This window comes from Thioalkalivibrio sp. ALE17, from assembly GCF_000425605.1.
Taxonomy (GTDB): Bacteria; Pseudomonadota; Gammaproteobacteria; order Ectothiorhodospirales; family Ectothiorhodospiraceae; genus Thioalkalivibrio.
This window is the reverse complement of the sequence record NZ_AUDT01000001.1, coordinates 115,583-130,085: the sequence shown is the minus strand read 5'-3', so window position 1 is coordinate 130,085 and position 14,503 is coordinate 115,583. Positions and strand designations below refer to the sequence as shown.

Genomic DNA, 14,503 nt, shown 5'->3' with positions numbered 1-14,503 from the left:
TTACAGGCGAATCTCCACGCGTTCGGCACCCGGGGCGTCGATGCCGCGGTGCAGCAGCAGGGTGCCGCTGGCATTGAGCAGTTCGGTGCTCAGCTGGCGAAAGCGCACCACCGTCTCGGTCAGGTTCAGGCGGCTCTCCAGCAGGTCGCGCTGGGCCTGGGCCACGGCCAGGGCGGTCCCGGCCCCGACCCGAAAGCGGGTCTGTTCCACGCGCAGCAGTTCTTCCTGTAGTTCCACCGTCTCCTTCTGCGCCTGGATCTGTTCGCGCACGCGGGCGGCGTCGAACCAGGTGGCGCGCACGTCCTCGATGGCCAGCTGTTCCAGGTTGGCCAGGGTCTCCTGGATCTGCTGGCGGGTCAGGCGCGCGCGGGTGTGCTCGGCCTCGGCCGCGCGATTGCCGATCGGCATCTCGAAGCGCAGGCCGGCGGCCAGGTCGTAACCGTCGCCCTGGCGGTCGCGCCAGGTGCGGCTGAAGCTGTCGGCGTAGCCGGACTGGCCCAGGGTGACGAAGAAGTCCAGGCGCGGCAGCAGGCCGTTGCGGGTGCGTACCACTTCCAGCTGGTTGCGCTGCACGCGCAGGCGGGTCTCGTTGAGGTCGGCACGGTGGTCGCGGGCCAGCGCCACGTAGGCATCCAGTGGCTCCAGGGTGTAGCGCTCCAGCTCCGGCTCCGAGCGGGCCTCCAGCCGGGTATCCCAGAGCCCACCGTTGTCGCCCTGCAGCAGGCGGGCCAGCGCGTCCTGGGCGCGGGCACGGTCGGCCCGCGCGTCGATCAGGCCTTGGCGGCGCAGCGCTACCTCGGCGCGCGCGGATACGGCCTCGGTCTCCGGACGGTCGCCGGCCCGGATGCGGCGTTCGGTCTGGTCCAGCTGGGCGCGGGCGACCGCCAGGGCCTCCTCGAAGATGGCGATCTGTTCGTCGGCCAGCACCAGGTCCCAGTAGCGGCCCTCCACGTCCGTGATCAGCTGCTCCACGAAGCCGCGCACCTCGTATTCCGATGCCTCCACGTCCAGGCTGGCCTGGCGCAGGCGCACCAGGTTGGATTCGATCCGCCCCCCGCGCAGTAATGCCTGAGTCAGGCTCAGGCCGGCGCGGGTGGTGTATTCGATCTGGTTTTGAAAAGAGCTGCTAACCCGAGAGCTGCGAACGGACAAGGTCAGGTCCGTGCCAGTCGGCAGGGACTGTTGCAATCCGGCTTGTCCCCGTCTTTCGCTAAAGAAGGAATCCTGTGTGAAGCCTTCGAATTCACGCTCTTCGCGATCACGAAAGACATCGAATTCAGCGAAAAGCGCCGGATCAAAGACCGAACGTTCCTGAGCCTCAAAGGTGCCCTGGATGGCCGTTTGCAGGCGCTCGGCGCGCAGGCCGCGGTTGTTCTCCAGGGCGCGGGCGACGGCCTCCTCCAGCGACAGCGTCTCCTCCGCCACCGCCTCGCGCTCGAACGGGCGGGTGTCCAGCAGGGCCTCGGCGGGCAGGGACAGGCGCAGGCCCTCGGTGGCGTCCTGGGCGTCGGCGCCCTGGGCCGGGAGGGTCAGGGCGAGCGCGACGAGGAAGGTCAGCGTTTTTCTAGGCATGTTCCGTTGCGACTCGATAGACCGGTTGTGGATGTTCGCCCCGGCGGTGGAACAGCAGGTACAGCGTCGGGATCAGCACCAGGGTGATCAGGGTAGACGACAGCAGCCCGCCGATCACCACCCGTGCCATCGGGGCTTGGGCCTCGCCACCGTCGCCCATGCCGATCGCCAGCGGCGACAGCGCGAGGATGGTGGTCAGCGTGGTCATCAGGATCGGGCGCAGACGCTCGCCGGCCGCGGCCACGATCGCCGCGTTCAGTTCCATGCCGTCGTCGCGGTGGCGCCGGGCCATCCGGTCCACCAGCAGGATCGCGTTGTTCACCACGATCCCGACCAGCAGCAGGATGCCGATCAGCGACTGCACGTTGAGCGTGGTGTCAGTGATCAGCAGCGCCGCGGTGACGCCGATCAGGGCCAGCGGGATGGAGAACATCACGATCAGCGGGTCGCGCAGGGATTCGTACAGGCTGGCCATGACCATGTACACCAGCAGCGTGGCCAGCAGAGTGCCCAGCAGCAGCTCGGAGAAGGCGGCCTCCTGTTCCTCGATGTCGCCGGTGACCGAGAAGTCGATCTCCTCCGGCAGCGGGATATCCGCCAGGGCGGCACGCACGTCCGCCGCGACCTCGCCCAGCGAGCGGTCGCCGATATTCACGAACAGGGTGCTGATGCGCGCCTGCTCGCGGCGCTGGATGCTGTCGGGGCCCATCGCGGTATCGAAGGAAACAAGGCTGCGCAGGGCGACGCGCTCGCCGTCCTCGCTGCGCACCGTCAGGTTCAGCAGGTCGTCCAGCGAGCTCTGGTCGGCGTCGCGCAGCTGGACCCAGATGCGGGTCTCCTCGCCCCCGGCGCGCAGCTGCCCGGCGCTGGAGCCGCCCAGCGCGGTCTCCAGGGTCTGGGCGATGGTGCGCACGTCCACGCCCAGGTCGGCGGCGCGGGCGCGGTCGATGCGGGTGGCGAACTCGGGCTGACCGCCGTCGGAGCCGACGCGGGTATCGGTCACGCCGGGGATGTCGGCCAGCGCGGCCTCGAACCGCTCGACCACCGCGTTCATCGTGGGCAGTTCGAAGCCACGGACCTCGATGGACAGGCTCTCCTCGTCCGCGCCACGGCCGAAGCCACGGAAGAAGATCCCGCTGGAGGCGCGTACGCGGATCTCGACCCCGGGCGGGCTGCCCAGCGCCTCGCGCAGCGCGGCGGCGATGGCATCGGAGGAGCGGCTGCGGCTTGCGCGCGAACCGACCATTACGCGCATGTTGCCGGAGGCCGGCGAGGAGGCCCGGAACGCCGAGGCGCCCGAGCTGGAGACCAGGTTTTCCAGTTCCGGGACCTCGTCGCGGATGATCGCCTCCAGCCCGGCCATGGTGGCGTAAAGCTCTTCCAGCGGGGTGCCGGGTTCCATGGATACATGCACGCGCAGCTCGCCCTCGTCGGTGGCGGGCAGGAACTCGGTGCCCACGCCGCGCAGGCCGGCGAGGGCGATCATCATCAGCAGCAGGCTGATGCCGATGACCATCCACGGCTGGGTCAGGGTGCGCTGCAGCAGGCCCTGGTAGCGATGTTCCATGCGCGCGAGGGCGCTGGTGTCGCGCCTGGGCATCGGAGCGCGGGCCATCAGCATCGGCACCAGGGTGAGGGCAACGATCAGCGAGCCGGCCAGGGCAAAGGCGACCACGGCCGCCAGGGGCTTGAACAGCTGGCCGGCGAGTTCCTCGGCGAAGAACAGCGGCAGGAAGATCGCGACCGTGGTCAGGGTGCTGGCGATGATGGCGGGCGCGACCCGTCCGGTGCCGCTGATCGCGGCCTCGGCGGCGGTCTGCTCGGCGTGTTCTTCACGTCGGCGGGCGATGCTCTCGATGACCACGATGGCGTTGTCCACCATCAGCCCCACCCCTAGCGCGATCCCGCCAAGTGTCATCAGGTTCAGCGAGTAGCCCCCGAAGTACACCAGGCCAAAGGTCGCGATCACGGCCAGCGGGATCGCGGTGGCCGCCACCAGGGTGTAACGGATATTGCGCAGGAACACGAGCAGCACCAGTACGGCCAGTGCGCTGCCGTAGAGGATGGCCTGGCCGACGTTGGTAATGGAGTTGCGGATGAACCCCGCCTCGTCGGTGACCGCGCGGATGTCGATCTGAGGGAAGTCGCGGTTCAGGCGCACCAGTTCGGCGTGCACCGCCTCGGAGACCTCGACCGTGTTGGCGTCGGCCAGCTTGCGCACCGCGAGCTGGACGCCTTCTTCCTCGTTGACCCGGAAGCGGCGGGTGACGCGCTGATGGGTATCGCGTACCTCCGCGACCTGGTGCAGGTGGGTCACGCCATCCTCGCTGCGCTGCACGATGGTGTCGCGGACCTCGTCCACCGAGCGGAACTCGGCCGGGGTGCGCAGGCGGTACTCCCGCCGGCCGTCCATGATCGGCCCGCCGGGGGTGATCACGTTGGCGTCGCGGATGCGGTTGCGCAGGTCGTCTAGGCCCAGGTCGATGGCCTCGAGACGCTCCGGGTCCACCTCCACGCGGACCTCGCGCTCCAGCCCGCCGAAGGTGTCGACCGCGGCCACACCGGGGATGCGCTCCAGGCGCGGGGCGATGCGGTTGTCGATCAGGGTGCGCAGGTGGATGGCGTCCAGCTGCGAGCCCACCCCCAGGCGCATGATGGGCGAGTCCTGGGTGTCGAACTGGCGCACCAGCGGGCGGTCGGCATCATCCGGCAGGCGGTCCTCGATGCGTGCCAGACGATCGCGCAGGTCGTCCACGGCCTGGCGGATGTCCGTGCCCCAGGCGAAGTTGATGCGGACGTTGCTGTTGCCCTCGGCCGAGGTGGAACGGATCTCCTGGGCACCCGTGATCGCGGCCGCTGCCTGTTCCACCGGCCGTGTGACCAGTTGTTCGACCTCCTCGGCCCCGGCATTGGGGTAGGAGGTCATCACGGTGACCACGGGGTAGGTGATGTCGGGCAGCAGGTCCACCGGCAGGCGCGTCAGCGCGGTCAGCCCGAGGATGACCACGATCAGGGCCACCATACTGGTCAGCACGGGGCGGTGGACGGTCAGGCGCGCGGGATTCACGGGGTCTGTGCCTCGCGCGCGTCATCGCGGTCGGGGATGCGGCCCGGTTCGCTCAGCCGCAGCGGGGTACCGTCCGCAAGCAGGTGCTGGCCGAGGATCACGACCTCGGTGCCCGGCGGCAGATCGGGTTCCAGCAGTTCGACCCAGTTCCCGTCACGGACACCGGTGACGGCCTGATGGCGCCGGGCCGTTGGGCGCTCGCCACTGCGTTCCACGCTGAATACGGTGGGCCCGGCCTCACGCTGGATGATCGCGTCGCGTGGGATGGCCCGCGCGCCGTCGCGCTGGCCCAGGGTGATCGCGGCCTCGACGAACATGCCCGGGCGCAGGCGGACGTCGTCGTTGGGCAGTTCCACCTCGATCCGCGCCTGGCGCGAGCCGGGGCGGAACTCCGGTGCGATCCGCGCGATGGTCCCCGCGAATGCGGTGTCGGGGTAGGCGCCGGTGCGTACCTCAGTGGCCTTACCGGGAGACAGCCGACCGTAGTCGGACTCCGTCACGGCCAGGATCGCCCGGACCGGCTGGAGCCGGACCAGCGCCAGCGCCGGCTCGCTGGCGCTGATGACCGTGCCGGGATCCACATGCCGTTCTGCCACCCAGCGCGTGCTGCTGGATGCATCCGCCTCGATGCGGGTATAGCCGAGCTGGATCTCGCGGGTGCGCAGTGCGGAGCGTCGCTGCCGGATCTGCGATTCGGCGAGGGCCACTCGGGTCTGCGCCAGGGCCAGTTCGGTCTCGGCGGCCTCCAGCTCGGAACGCGAGGCGATCCCCTGATCGCGCAGTTCACGGGTGCGCTGCAGTTCGCGCCGGGACGCGTCGCGGCTGGCGATGGCCTCCGCCAGGCTGGCCTCGGCCACTTCCAGTTCCGCCGCGGCCTGGGCGACGTCCTGCTCGAACTCTTCGGTGTCCAGTTGCAGCAAGGGGTCGCCCGGTTCCACGCGGTCCCCCAGATTGACGAAGATCTCGGCGACCCGGCCGCCGACACGGGGCGTGATCTCGATGCGGTCCGCACCCTCGATGCTCCCGGTGAAGCGCCGGCGCTCGACCAGGTCACGGGTCTCGATGGCGGCCACCGCCACGGCCACCGGTCGCGTCTCGCCACCGCCGGGGCGACTGCTGGGCGCTGCATCGTCATCCGGAGCGAGCAGCATCCAGCCCAGCAGGCCGGCGGCCAGGAGGAAGAGAACCGCGGTGATCAGGGTGGCGGGGCGGGGCATTGCAGCTCGCTTTTGTTCGGGGTGGTCAGGGGGAGTGTGGCGTGGTTCACTGAATCCTGAATGAATTCGGTTCGGAATCCGGGCCTTGTTCGGGACATCCTGCCATGCGACCGCGAATCTCGAGGAGAATTCTGTAATGACACGCGATACGGCCCGTGCGCCGCGTCCGCGGCGACGCTCTTTCGGTGGGGACATGCTCGGGCTGCTGGCCTGGATGGTACTGGTGTTTGCCGTGGCGGGGCTGGGGGGCTGGGCCACCAGTCTTTCGGTGGGCGACTGGTACCCGACCCTGGCCCGGCCGCCGTTGAACCCGCCGGATGCGGTGTTCGGCCCGGTCTGGAGCGTGCTGTTCGGGCTGATGGGGCTGGCGGCGTGGCATGTGTGGCGCCGCGTGGGCCTGACCGGGGCGCCGGTCGCGCTGGGTCTGTTCCTGGCGCAACTCGCCCTGAACCTGGGCTGGTCGGTGCTCTTCTTCGGCCTGCAGCGCCCGGATCTGGCGCTCGCCGAGATCCTGATCCTGTGGCCGCTGATCCTGGCGACATTAATCGCCTTCTGGCGCATCGACCGCATCGCCGGCGCGCTGCTGGTGCCCTACCTGCTGTGGGTCGGCTTCGCCATCTACCTCAACGCCGGCATCGTCTGGCTCAACTGATGGCTTGCGGCTGAAACCTGGTTCGACCACGAAGCCCACGAAGGCACGAAGGAGGGCAAGGGCTTGTTACCACAGAGTGTGCACAGAGGACACAGAGAAACCGAAGCGGCTACGGCGTTTCGGGTGACGAAAGAGGACAGAACCAGCGACCGCGTTTATCAGGCCTTCCCGCTTTTCAGCCTTAGCCCTTCTTCGTGTCCTCCGTGCTCTCCGTGGTGAAATCGCCCTTGACCTCGCCCTTCTTCGTGCCTTCGTGAGCTTCGTGGTGGAACCGGGCTTTGCAGCGGCCGGGTGTCATGCGTTGGTCATGTGGGCGGAGTATCCTGACGCGATTTTTCGCGGGAGGGCGTCATGGCCGTACGAGTTGGCATCAATGGCATGGGGCGGATTGGCCGCCTGGCGCTGCGCGCGGCCTGGGATCGGGACGATCTCGAGATCGTGCACCTGAACGAGGTCGCGGCGGACGGTACGGTTACCGGACACCTGCTGGAGTTCGATTCGGTGCATGGGCGCTGGGATCACGGCATCCAGGCCGAGCCGGACGCCCTGCAGATCGATGGCCGCAGCCTGCGCCACACGCAGCTGGGCGAGCCGGGGCAGGTGCCCTGGGCCGAGTCCGGTGTGGATATCGTGATCGATGCCAGCGGCGCCTTCCGCACCATGGAGACCCTGCAGCCGCACTTCGACCGTGGGGCCCGGCGTGTGGTCGTCGCGGCTCCGGTGAAGGACGAGCGGGCGCTGAACGTGGTGATGGGCGTCAACGATGCGGCCTACGATCCGGCGCGGCACCATGTGGTCACCGCTGCCTCCTGCACCACCAACTGCCTGGCGCCCCTGGTCAAGGTGCTGCACCCGGCCCTGGAGATCCGCCACGGGACGATCCTGACGGTACACGACATGACCGCCACGCAGTCGCCGGTGGACCTGCCGCGCGACAACCTGCGCCGGGCCCGGGCCGCCGGCCTGAACCTGATCCCGACCACCACCGGGTCGGCGAAGGCGATCGGCGACATCTTCCCCGAGCTGAACGGGCGGCTGAACGGCCATGCCGTGCGCGTGCCCTTGATGAACGCCTCGCTGACGGATTTCACCTTCGAGGCCGCGCGCGAGACCTCTGCGGAGGAGGTCAACGAACTGCTGCGCGCGGCGGCCGCGGGCGAGCTCGCCGGCATCCTGGGCTTCGAGGAACGTCCGCTGGTCTCCAGCGACTTCCGCACCGACTCGCGCTCGTCGATTGTCGATGCGCAGTCCACGATGGTGGTCGACGGGACGCAGGTGAAGGTCCTGGCCTGGTACGACAACGAGTGGGGTTACGCGAACCGGCTGGTGGAGCTGGTCGCGCGCGTGGCCCGGCTGGGCGTCTGACGGCGGCGTGAGCGAAGGGGCCGAACAGCCGAATCCGGGCGCCCCGCCCACCCTGGGACTGGGCGCCTACGCGCGCATCACCGCGAACTACTGGGCGTTCACCGTCACCGACGGCGCGATTCGCATGCTGGTCGTGCTGTTCTTTCACCAGTTGGGTTACAGCCCGCTGGAGATCGCCTTCCTGTTCCTGTTCTACGAGTTGTTCGGGGTGATCACCAACCTGACCGGCGGTTGGCTGGCCGCGCGGCTGGGGGTGAACACCACAATGATCGGCGGGACGCTGTTGCAGGTCGCGGCACTGCTGATGCTCACGCTGCCCGAGGCGTGGCTGGGGGTCGCCTACGTGATGTTCGCGCAGGCCTTGTCGGGGATCGCCAAGGACCTGAACAAGATGAGTGCGAAGTCCGGGGTGAAGCTGGTCGCCGGCGACGGGGAGGGACGGCTGTTTCGCTGGGTGGCGGTCCTCACCGGCTCGAAGAACGCGCTGAAGGGGGTCGGGTTCTTCGTCGGCGGGGCGCTGCTCTACAGCGTCGGGTTCCAGATGGCCCTGGTGATCCTGGCCGGGATGCTGGCCGTGGTGATGCTGTTCTCGGTGGTCGGGTTGCCACGCGGGCTGGGGAAGGTCGGGGGCAAGCCAAAGTTCACCCAGATGTTCTCCAACTCCACCGCGATCAACGTACTCTCGGCTGCGCGCTTCTTCCTGTTCGGCGCGCGCGATGTCTGGTTCGTGGTCGCGCTGCCGGTGTTCCTCAGCGCCACACTGGACTGGAACCACATGCAGGTGGGTGCGTTCCTCGCGCTGTGGGTGATCGGTTACGGGATCGTGCAGGCCTCGGTGCCGCGCCTGCTGGGCAAGAGTGGGGTGCACCCGACCGGGCTGACCGCGCGCCTGTGGGCGTTCATCCTGATGCTCCTGCCGATCGCCATCGTAATCGGTTTAGAGGTCGGCCTGGACCCGGCCTGGGTGCTAATGGTGGGGCTGGGCGTGTTCGGCGTGGTGTTCGCGATCAACTCCGCCGTGCACTCCTTCCTGATCCTCGACTACGCCGAGGCCGACCGGGTCGCCATGAAGGTCGGCTTCTACTACATGGCCAACGCCGGCGGGCGTCTGGTCGGCACCGTTGCCTCCGGCGCCATCTTCATGGTCTGGGGCCTGGAAGGCGCGCTGATCGCCTCCACGGCGTTCATCTTTGCCACCTGGATGATCTCCTCCCTGCTCCCCCGCGAGGCCGCCCGCGCCTGATGCCGGCAAGGCTCGGTTGCCGGTGTCCCGGATCGCAGTGCTCGCTTTGTCGAGTGCGATGCCCGTAGAGAAAGGGCATGTCGCGGGGCGGCGGCTGGATCGTCCACTGTCCTTGGCATAAACTGCCAATAATGATGGACGGAGGTTGATCATGCCCACCCGAAACATTGTCCTGACGCCGGAGCAAAGCGGGTTTGTGGAGCAGCTGGTTCGATCCGGTCGCTACCAGAACGCCAGCGAGGTTCTGCGTGACGGGCTCCGCCTCGTAGAGGCTCGTGAGCGGGAGCAGGAGGCGCGTCTGGAAGCCCTGCGGCGGGCGACTGCGGAAGGTATTGCGGACGTCGAGGCAGGCCGCTACACCGAACTCGATACGGAGCGCGTCCTCGAGGCGCATTTGCAGGCACTGACCGAACAGGCCATCGCGAAGAGATAAGCCGTGAACGAATCATCCGGACAATGGACTGTCCGTCTTGCGGCGCGTGCCGAGCAGGATCTCCGGGAGGTTGTTTCGTGGACGGCGGAGCACTTTGGCGAGCAACAGGCCCGTGCCTATGCCGGTACCCTTTCCGCGGCGATCAGGGCATTGCAGGGCGGGCCCGCCATCCCGACTGTGCGCAGCCGCGAGGATATCGGTCCGGGTATCTGCACGCTCCATGTCGCACGAGCAGGTCGGAAAGGCCGACACATGCTCGTTTTCCGGCCCGCATCCGACAACCCCCGTTGTGTGGAGCTATTGCGTGTGCTCCATGATGCAATGGACTTGCCTAGTCGACTCGAACCTAGAGATCGATAAGGCCCGGAGGCTCCTGATCCACCCCGTTATGCAATTCCTCGATGACTGCCTCGAGGGTACGCGAGCGGTAGCGGTCCGCGTGGCGGACCCAGCCGAGCTGGCGGGTGATGGGTGGGGCGGGCCACTTGAGGATGGCCAGGTCGTTGGTGGCCATGGTGCGGGGGAGGAAGCCGATCCCGAGGCCGGCGGCGATCATCATGCGGATGACCTCCAGGTACGGGCTCTCCTGGGCGGCGGCGGGGCGCAGGCCCTGTGCGGCCAGGGCCTGGTCGATCTGGCGGCGGGTGGTGGAGTCCACCGGCGGCAGGATCGCCGGCCAGTCGTGCAGGCGCTGCAGGGTGTCCTGCGGGGCATCCCGGGCGCGGTCGCGGGCGATCATCGGGACCAGGTCGTCGGTCCAGACGGTGTGGGCCTCGGCACCCTTTGGCAGATCCTCGGGCAGGGTGGCCAGGGCAAGATCGGCGTCGCCGTGCATCACGGCCTCGATGCCCGCCTCGGAATCCATGAAGGCCAGTTCCAGCTCCAGTTCGGGGTAGCGGGTGCGCAGGCTTGCCAGCGGTCCGGGCAGGCGGTGCAGGGCGATGTGGTGCGAGGTGGCCAGACGGATGCGGCCCCGGACGACCTGATCGAGGTCGGCCACCTGCTGCTCGATCGCGCGCAGACGGGCCAGGATCTCGCGGGCCTCCGGCAGCAGGCGTTCGGCGACCTCGGTGGGGCGCACGCGGCGCCCCTGGCGCTCGAACAGAGGGCGCTGCAGCGTGGCCTCCAGCGACTGGATGCGCTTGCTGATCGCCGGCTGGGTCAGGTGCAGCCGCTCGGCCGCGGCGGAAAAGGCCCCGGTATCGACCACCGCCACGAAGGCCTGCAGGGACTCTACGCTCAACTGTTCCGGGCGCATCCACCGCCTCCGTGGGATAATGACCGGCTGACGGGTGCGCCGCCGGATTGCTGACCCATAACCAGATGGAATGGTAAAGATAATATATCGGATTTGAAAGAATAGAAGGCGGTCCTCAAACTCTGTAGCAACGGTCGTCAAGAAACGACGTCATTGCGCGGCGTGGCCACTGGCACCGTCATTGCGAGGCCCCGCGGGGGCCGTGGCAACCTCCGTCCGGAACCACCGGATACCAACACTGGCGCTCTGCCAGCTTTCGGAGGTTGCCGCGTCGCCTTCGGCTCCTCGCAATGACGGTGCGTGTTGCGGCGCTGTGCAATGACGGTGCCAGTGGCGACGCTGTGCAAGGGCGAGCCTGTATAGCGCCGGTGGATCGCCGGCGGTGGGACGCAAGAACGACAGAACGCGGCACGATCGCGGGAGCAGGTAATGGCAGGCAAGACACTGTACGACAAGCTGTGGGAGGCGCATGTGGTGCGCGAGGAGCCGGATGGCTCGACGCTGCTCTACATCGACCGCCACCTGGTGCACGAGGTGACCAGCCCGCAGGCCTTCGAGGGTCTGCGTCTGGCCGGGCGCAAGCCCTGGCGCGGGGATTCCGTGCTGGCGGTGCCGGACCACAATGTGCCCACTGCCAATCGCGACCGCGGAATCGAGGATCCGGTGTCGCGCACCCAGGTGGAGACGCTGGAGAGCAATGTCACGAGCCTGGGGCTGAAGTTCTTCCCGATGGCGGACGTGCGCCAGGGCATCGTGCATGTGATCGGCCCCGAGCAGGGGGCGACCCTGCCGGGCATGACGGTCGTCTGCGGTGACTCGCATACCTCCACCCACGGCGCGCTGGGCGCGCTGGCCTTCGGCATCGGCACCTCCGAGGTCGAGCATGTGCTGGCCACGCAGTGCCTGTGGCAGAAGAAGACCAGGGCCATGCAGATCCGCGTGGAGGGCGAGCTGCGCCCGGGCGTGACCGCCAAGGATGTGGTGCTGGCGATCATCGGCCGTATCGGTACCGCCGGTGGCACCGGCTATGCGATCGAGTTCGCCGGCTCGGCGATCCGCAGTCTGTCGATCGAGGGCCGTATGAGCATCTGCAATATGTCCATCGAGGCCGGGGCCCGCGCGGGCATGGTCGCGGTGGACGAGAAGACGATCGAATACGTGCGCGGCAAGCCGCAGGCGCCGAGCGGCGAGTTGTTTGAACAGGCCGCCGAATACTGGCGCACGCTGGTCTCCGACCCCGACGCCGAGTTCGACGCGGTGGTGGAGATGGATGCCGCCGAGATCGCCCCGCAGGTGAGCTGGGGCACCTCGCCGGAGATGGTCGCGCCGATCGACGGCCGTGTGCCGGACCCGGCGGCCGAGTCCGATCCGGTGCGCGCCGAGGGCATGCAGCGGGCGCTGGCGTACATGGATTTGCAGCCGAACACGCCGATGACCGAGATCCGGCCGGACAAGGTGTTCATCGGCTCCTGCACCAACTCGCGGATCGAGGACCTGCGCGCCGCCGCCGAGGTGGTGAAGGGCCGCAAGAAGGCCGACAACATCAAGCTGGCGATGGTGGTGCCGGGCTCCGGGCTGGTGAAGCAGCAGGCGGAGCAGGAAGGGCTGGACCGGATCTTCCTGGACGCCGGCTTCGAGTGGCGCGAGCCGGGGTGTTCCATGTGCCTGGCGATGAACGCGGACCGGCTGGAGCCGGGCGAGCGCTGCGCCTCGACCTCGAACCGCAACTTCGAGGGGCGTCAGGGGCAGGGTGGGCGTACCCATCTGGTCAGCCCGGCGCTGGCCGCCGCGGCCGCCGTGGCCGGGCACTTCGTCGAACCGTCGGCACTGAAGGAGGCGTAAGCGATGCAGGCCTTTACCGTACACAAGGGGATTGTCGCGCCGCTGGATCGCTCCAACGTTGATACCGACGCGATCATCCCGAAGCAGTACCTGAAATCGGTCAAGCGCACGGGCTTCGGGCCCAATGCCTTCGACGACTGGCGCTACCTGGACCCGGGCGAGCCCGGCATGGACAGCTCGCAGCGCCGCATCAACCCGGACTTCGTGCTCAACCAGGCGCCGTTCGACCAGGCGACCATCCTGCTGGCGCGCAAGAACTTCGGCTGCGGCTCCTCGCGCGAGCACGCGGTGTGGGCGCTGACCGACTTCGGTTTTCGCGCGGTGATCGCGCCGTCGTTCGCGGATATCTTCTTCTCCAACAGCTGCAAGAACGGCCTGCTGCCGGTGGTGCTGGCGGAAGACGAGGTGCAGACGCTGTTCGAGCAGGTCGAGGCGAACCCGGGCGCACAGGTCGAGGTGAACCTGGAAGAGATGACCGTAACGGCGCCGGACGGTACCGTATTCGGTTTTACGCTCGACGAGGACCGGCGCCACCGCTTGCTGAACGGCCTGGATGATATCGCCCTGACGCTGCAGTACGCCGATGACATCCGCGCCTTTGAGGAGCGCCAGCGCCGCGAGTGGCCGTGGATGGCGGAGCACTCGCAGGGCTGAATGGCACCCCTTGTAGGAGGCCAGCCCTCTGGCCGATTGGGCCTGTCCTGGCGCCCCATCGGCCAGGGGGCTGGCCTCCTACAGGTAGAGAAGAAATTCGATTGATCTGATGGTTAGGAGAGGTTTGTGAGCCGAATTCTGGTATTGCCCGGGGACGGGATCGGGCCCGAGATCGTGGCCGAGGCGCTGAAGGTGCTGGAGCGTGTGGGCGAGATCGGCGGGCTGGATCTGGAGATCGAGCAGGGCCTGATCGGGGGCGCGGCGCATGATGCGGCCGGGCATCCCTACCCGGAGGCCACCCGCGAGGCGGCGCGCCGCGCAGACGCGATCCTGCTGGGTGCGGTCGGCGGCCCGCAGTACGAATCGCTGGAACGTGATCTCCGCCCCGAGCGCGGGCTGCTGGGCATCCGTTCGGACCTGGGCCTGTTCGCGAACCTGCGCCCGGCGATCCTGTATCCGCAGCTGGCCTCGGCCTCCACGCTGAAGCCGGAGGTGGTCAGCGGGCTGGATATCCTGATCGTGCGCGAGCTGACTGGCGGGATCTACTTCGGCCAGCCGCGCGGGATCGAGGAGCGTAACGGCGAGCGCTATGGCTTCAATACTGCCGCCTACAGCGAATCGGAGATCGAACGCATCGCGCGGGTTGGTTTCGAGTCCGCGATGAAGCGCGGCAAGCGCCTGTGCTCGGTGGACAAGGCCAATGTGCTCGAGGTCTCGGAGCTGTGGCGCGAGGTGGTCGAGCGCGTCGGGAAGGAATTCCCCGAGGTCGAGCTGTCTCACATGTATGTGGACAACGCGGCCATGCAGCTGGTGCGCGATCCCAAGCAGTTTGACGTGATGGTCACCGGCAACATGTTCGGCGACATCCTGTCCGATGCCGCGGCCATGCTGACCGGCTCCATCGGCATGCTGCCCTCGGCCTCGCTGAACAGCGAGGGGGTCGGTCTGTACGAGCCGATCCACGGCTCCGCGCCGGATATCGCCGGGCAGGGCAAAGCCAATCCGATGGCCACCGTGCTGTCCGTCGCGATGCTGCTGCGCCACAGCCTGAACCGCAATGACCTGGCCGAGCGTATCGAGCAGGCCGTGGGCCGGGTGCTGGATCAGGGTCTGCGCACGCCGGATATCTTCGGCGAGGGCATGACGCTGGTCGGCACCCAGGGGATGGGTGATGCCCTGGTGGCCGCGCTGGATGAATAA

Annotated in this window: 12 protein-coding genes; 8 read left to right on the top strand and 4 right to left on the bottom strand. The window is 68.1% G+C overall.

Annotated elements, in window-relative coordinates:
- Genes H609_RS0100620 through H609_RS0100610 form a run of 3 tightly spaced genes read right to left on the bottom strand, consistent with a single transcriptional unit; the run spans position 1 to position 5,856 of the window.
- A complete protein-coding gene (locus tag H609_RS0100620; RefSeq protein ID WP_028484037.1) occupies positions 1–1,572 on the bottom strand; it encodes a TolC family protein in 1,572 nt (523 codons plus the stop codon).
- Positions 1,565–4,639 carry an efflux RND transporter permease subunit gene (locus H609_RS0100615; protein WP_028484036.1) on the bottom strand — a complete coding sequence of 1,025 codons (3,075 nt, stop codon included), beginning with the start codon at positions 4,637–4,639 and terminating at the stop codon, positions 1,565–1,567. Before H609_RS0100615 ends, H609_RS0100620 begins: the two co-directional genes overlap by 8 nt.
- Complete coding sequence (locus tag H609_RS0100610; protein ID WP_018875650.1) at positions 4,636–5,856, bottom strand: efflux RND transporter periplasmic adaptor subunit; 1,221 nt, start codon at positions 5,854–5,856, stop codon at positions 4,636–4,638. Before H609_RS0100610 ends, H609_RS0100615 begins: the two co-directional genes overlap by 4 nt.
- A gap of 136 nt (positions 5,857–5,992) precedes the next feature.
- Between H609_RS0100610 and H609_RS0100605 the strand changes: the two genes are divergently transcribed.
- The 5 genes from H609_RS0100605 (at position 5,993) to H609_RS14345 (ending at position 9,909) form a co-directional block, all read left to right on the top strand.
- Positions 5,993–6,508 carry a TspO/MBR family protein gene (locus H609_RS0100605; RefSeq protein ID WP_018875649.1) on the top strand — a complete coding sequence of 172 codons (516 nt, stop codon included), beginning with the start codon at positions 5,993–5,995 and terminating at the stop codon, positions 6,506–6,508.
- A 351-nt stretch (positions 6,509–6,859) separates the two neighbouring features.
- The gene (locus H609_RS0100595) at positions 6,860–7,873 is read left to right on the top strand and encodes an ArsJ-associated glyceraldehyde-3-phosphate dehydrogenase (protein WP_028484035.1); all 1,014 of its coding nucleotides are present in this window, start codon (positions 6,860–6,862) and stop codon (positions 7,871–7,873) included.
- Positions 7,874–7,880: 7 nt separating this feature from the next.
- Positions 7,881–9,116 carry an organoarsenical effux MFS transporter ArsJ gene (gene arsJ / locus H609_RS0100590; RefSeq protein ID WP_028484034.1) on the top strand — a complete coding sequence of 412 codons (1,236 nt, stop codon included), beginning with the start codon at positions 7,881–7,883 and terminating at the stop codon, positions 9,114–9,116.
- Between the two features lie 151 nt (positions 9,117–9,267).
- The gene (locus H609_RS0100585; RefSeq protein ID WP_018875646.1) at positions 9,268–9,549 is read left to right on the top strand and encodes a type II toxin-antitoxin system ParD family antitoxin; all 282 of its coding nucleotides are present in this window, start codon (positions 9,268–9,270) and stop codon (positions 9,547–9,549) included.
- Positions 9,550–9,552: 3 nt separating this feature from the next.
- On the top strand, positions 9,553–9,909 hold the full coding sequence (locus H609_RS14345) for a type II toxin-antitoxin system RelE/ParE family toxin (RefSeq protein WP_081618674.1): 357 nt from the start codon (positions 9,553–9,555) through the stop codon (positions 9,907–9,909).
- Here H609_RS14345 and H609_RS0100580 read toward each other — a convergent pair.
- Positions 9,896–10,807 carry a LysR family transcriptional regulator gene (locus H609_RS0100580; RefSeq protein WP_028484033.1) on the bottom strand — a complete coding sequence of 304 codons (912 nt, stop codon included), beginning with the start codon at positions 10,805–10,807 and terminating at the stop codon, positions 9,896–9,898. The genes H609_RS14345 and H609_RS0100580 overlap by 14 nt on opposite strands.
- Positions 10,808–11,236: 429 nt before the next feature.
- On the opposite strand from H609_RS0100580, the gene leuC reads away from it, so the two are divergent.
- The 3 genes from leuC to leuB all read left to right on the top strand — a co-directional run bounded on the left by leuC (position 11,237) and on the right by leuB (position 14,503).
- Positions 11,237–12,649 carry a 3-isopropylmalate dehydratase large subunit gene (gene leuC / locus H609_RS0100575; RefSeq protein ID WP_028484032.1) on the top strand — a complete coding sequence of 471 codons (1,413 nt, stop codon included), beginning with the start codon at positions 11,237–11,239 and terminating at the stop codon, positions 12,647–12,649.
- A 3-nt stretch (positions 12,650–12,652) separates the two neighbouring features.
- On the top strand, positions 12,653–13,303 hold the full coding sequence (leuD, locus tag H609_RS0100570; RefSeq protein WP_028484031.1) for a 3-isopropylmalate dehydratase small subunit: 651 nt from the start codon (positions 12,653–12,655) through the stop codon (positions 13,301–13,303).
- Between the two features lie 126 nt (positions 13,304–13,429).
- The gene (gene leuB / locus H609_RS0100565) at positions 13,430–14,503 is read left to right on the top strand and encodes a 3-isopropylmalate dehydrogenase (protein WP_196799887.1); all 1,074 of its coding nucleotides are present in this window, start codon (positions 13,430–13,432) and stop codon (positions 14,501–14,503) included.

Coding starts and splice junctions, on each gene's coding strand:
- H609_RS0100585 (WP_018875646.1), top strand. CDS start 9,268: ATGCCCACCCGAAACATTGTCCTGACGCCGGAGCAAAGCGGGTTTGTG.
- leuC (WP_028484032.1), top strand. CDS start 11,237: ATGGCAGGCAAGACACTGTACGACAAGCTGTGGGAGGCGCATGTGGTG.
- H609_RS0100620 (WP_028484037.1), bottom strand. CDS start 1,572: ATGCCTAGAAAAACGCTGACCTTCCTCGTCGCGCTCGCCCTGACCCTC.
- H609_RS0100610 (WP_018875650.1), bottom strand. CDS start 5,856: ATGCCCCGCCCCGCCACCCTGATCACCGCGGTTCTCTTCCTCCTGGCC.
- H609_RS0100580 (WP_028484033.1), bottom strand. CDS start 10,807: ATGCGCCCGGAACAGTTGAGCGTAGAGTCCCTGCAGGCCTTCGTGGCG.
- H609_RS0100595 (WP_028484035.1), top strand. CDS start 6,860: ATGGCCGTACGAGTTGGCATCAATGGCATGGGGCGGATTGGCCGCCTG.
- H609_RS0100605 (WP_018875649.1), top strand. CDS start 5,993: ATGACACGCGATACGGCCCGTGCGCCGCGTCCGCGGCGACGCTCTTTC.
- leuD (WP_028484031.1), top strand. CDS start 12,653: ATGCAGGCCTTTACCGTACACAAGGGGATTGTCGCGCCGCTGGATCGC.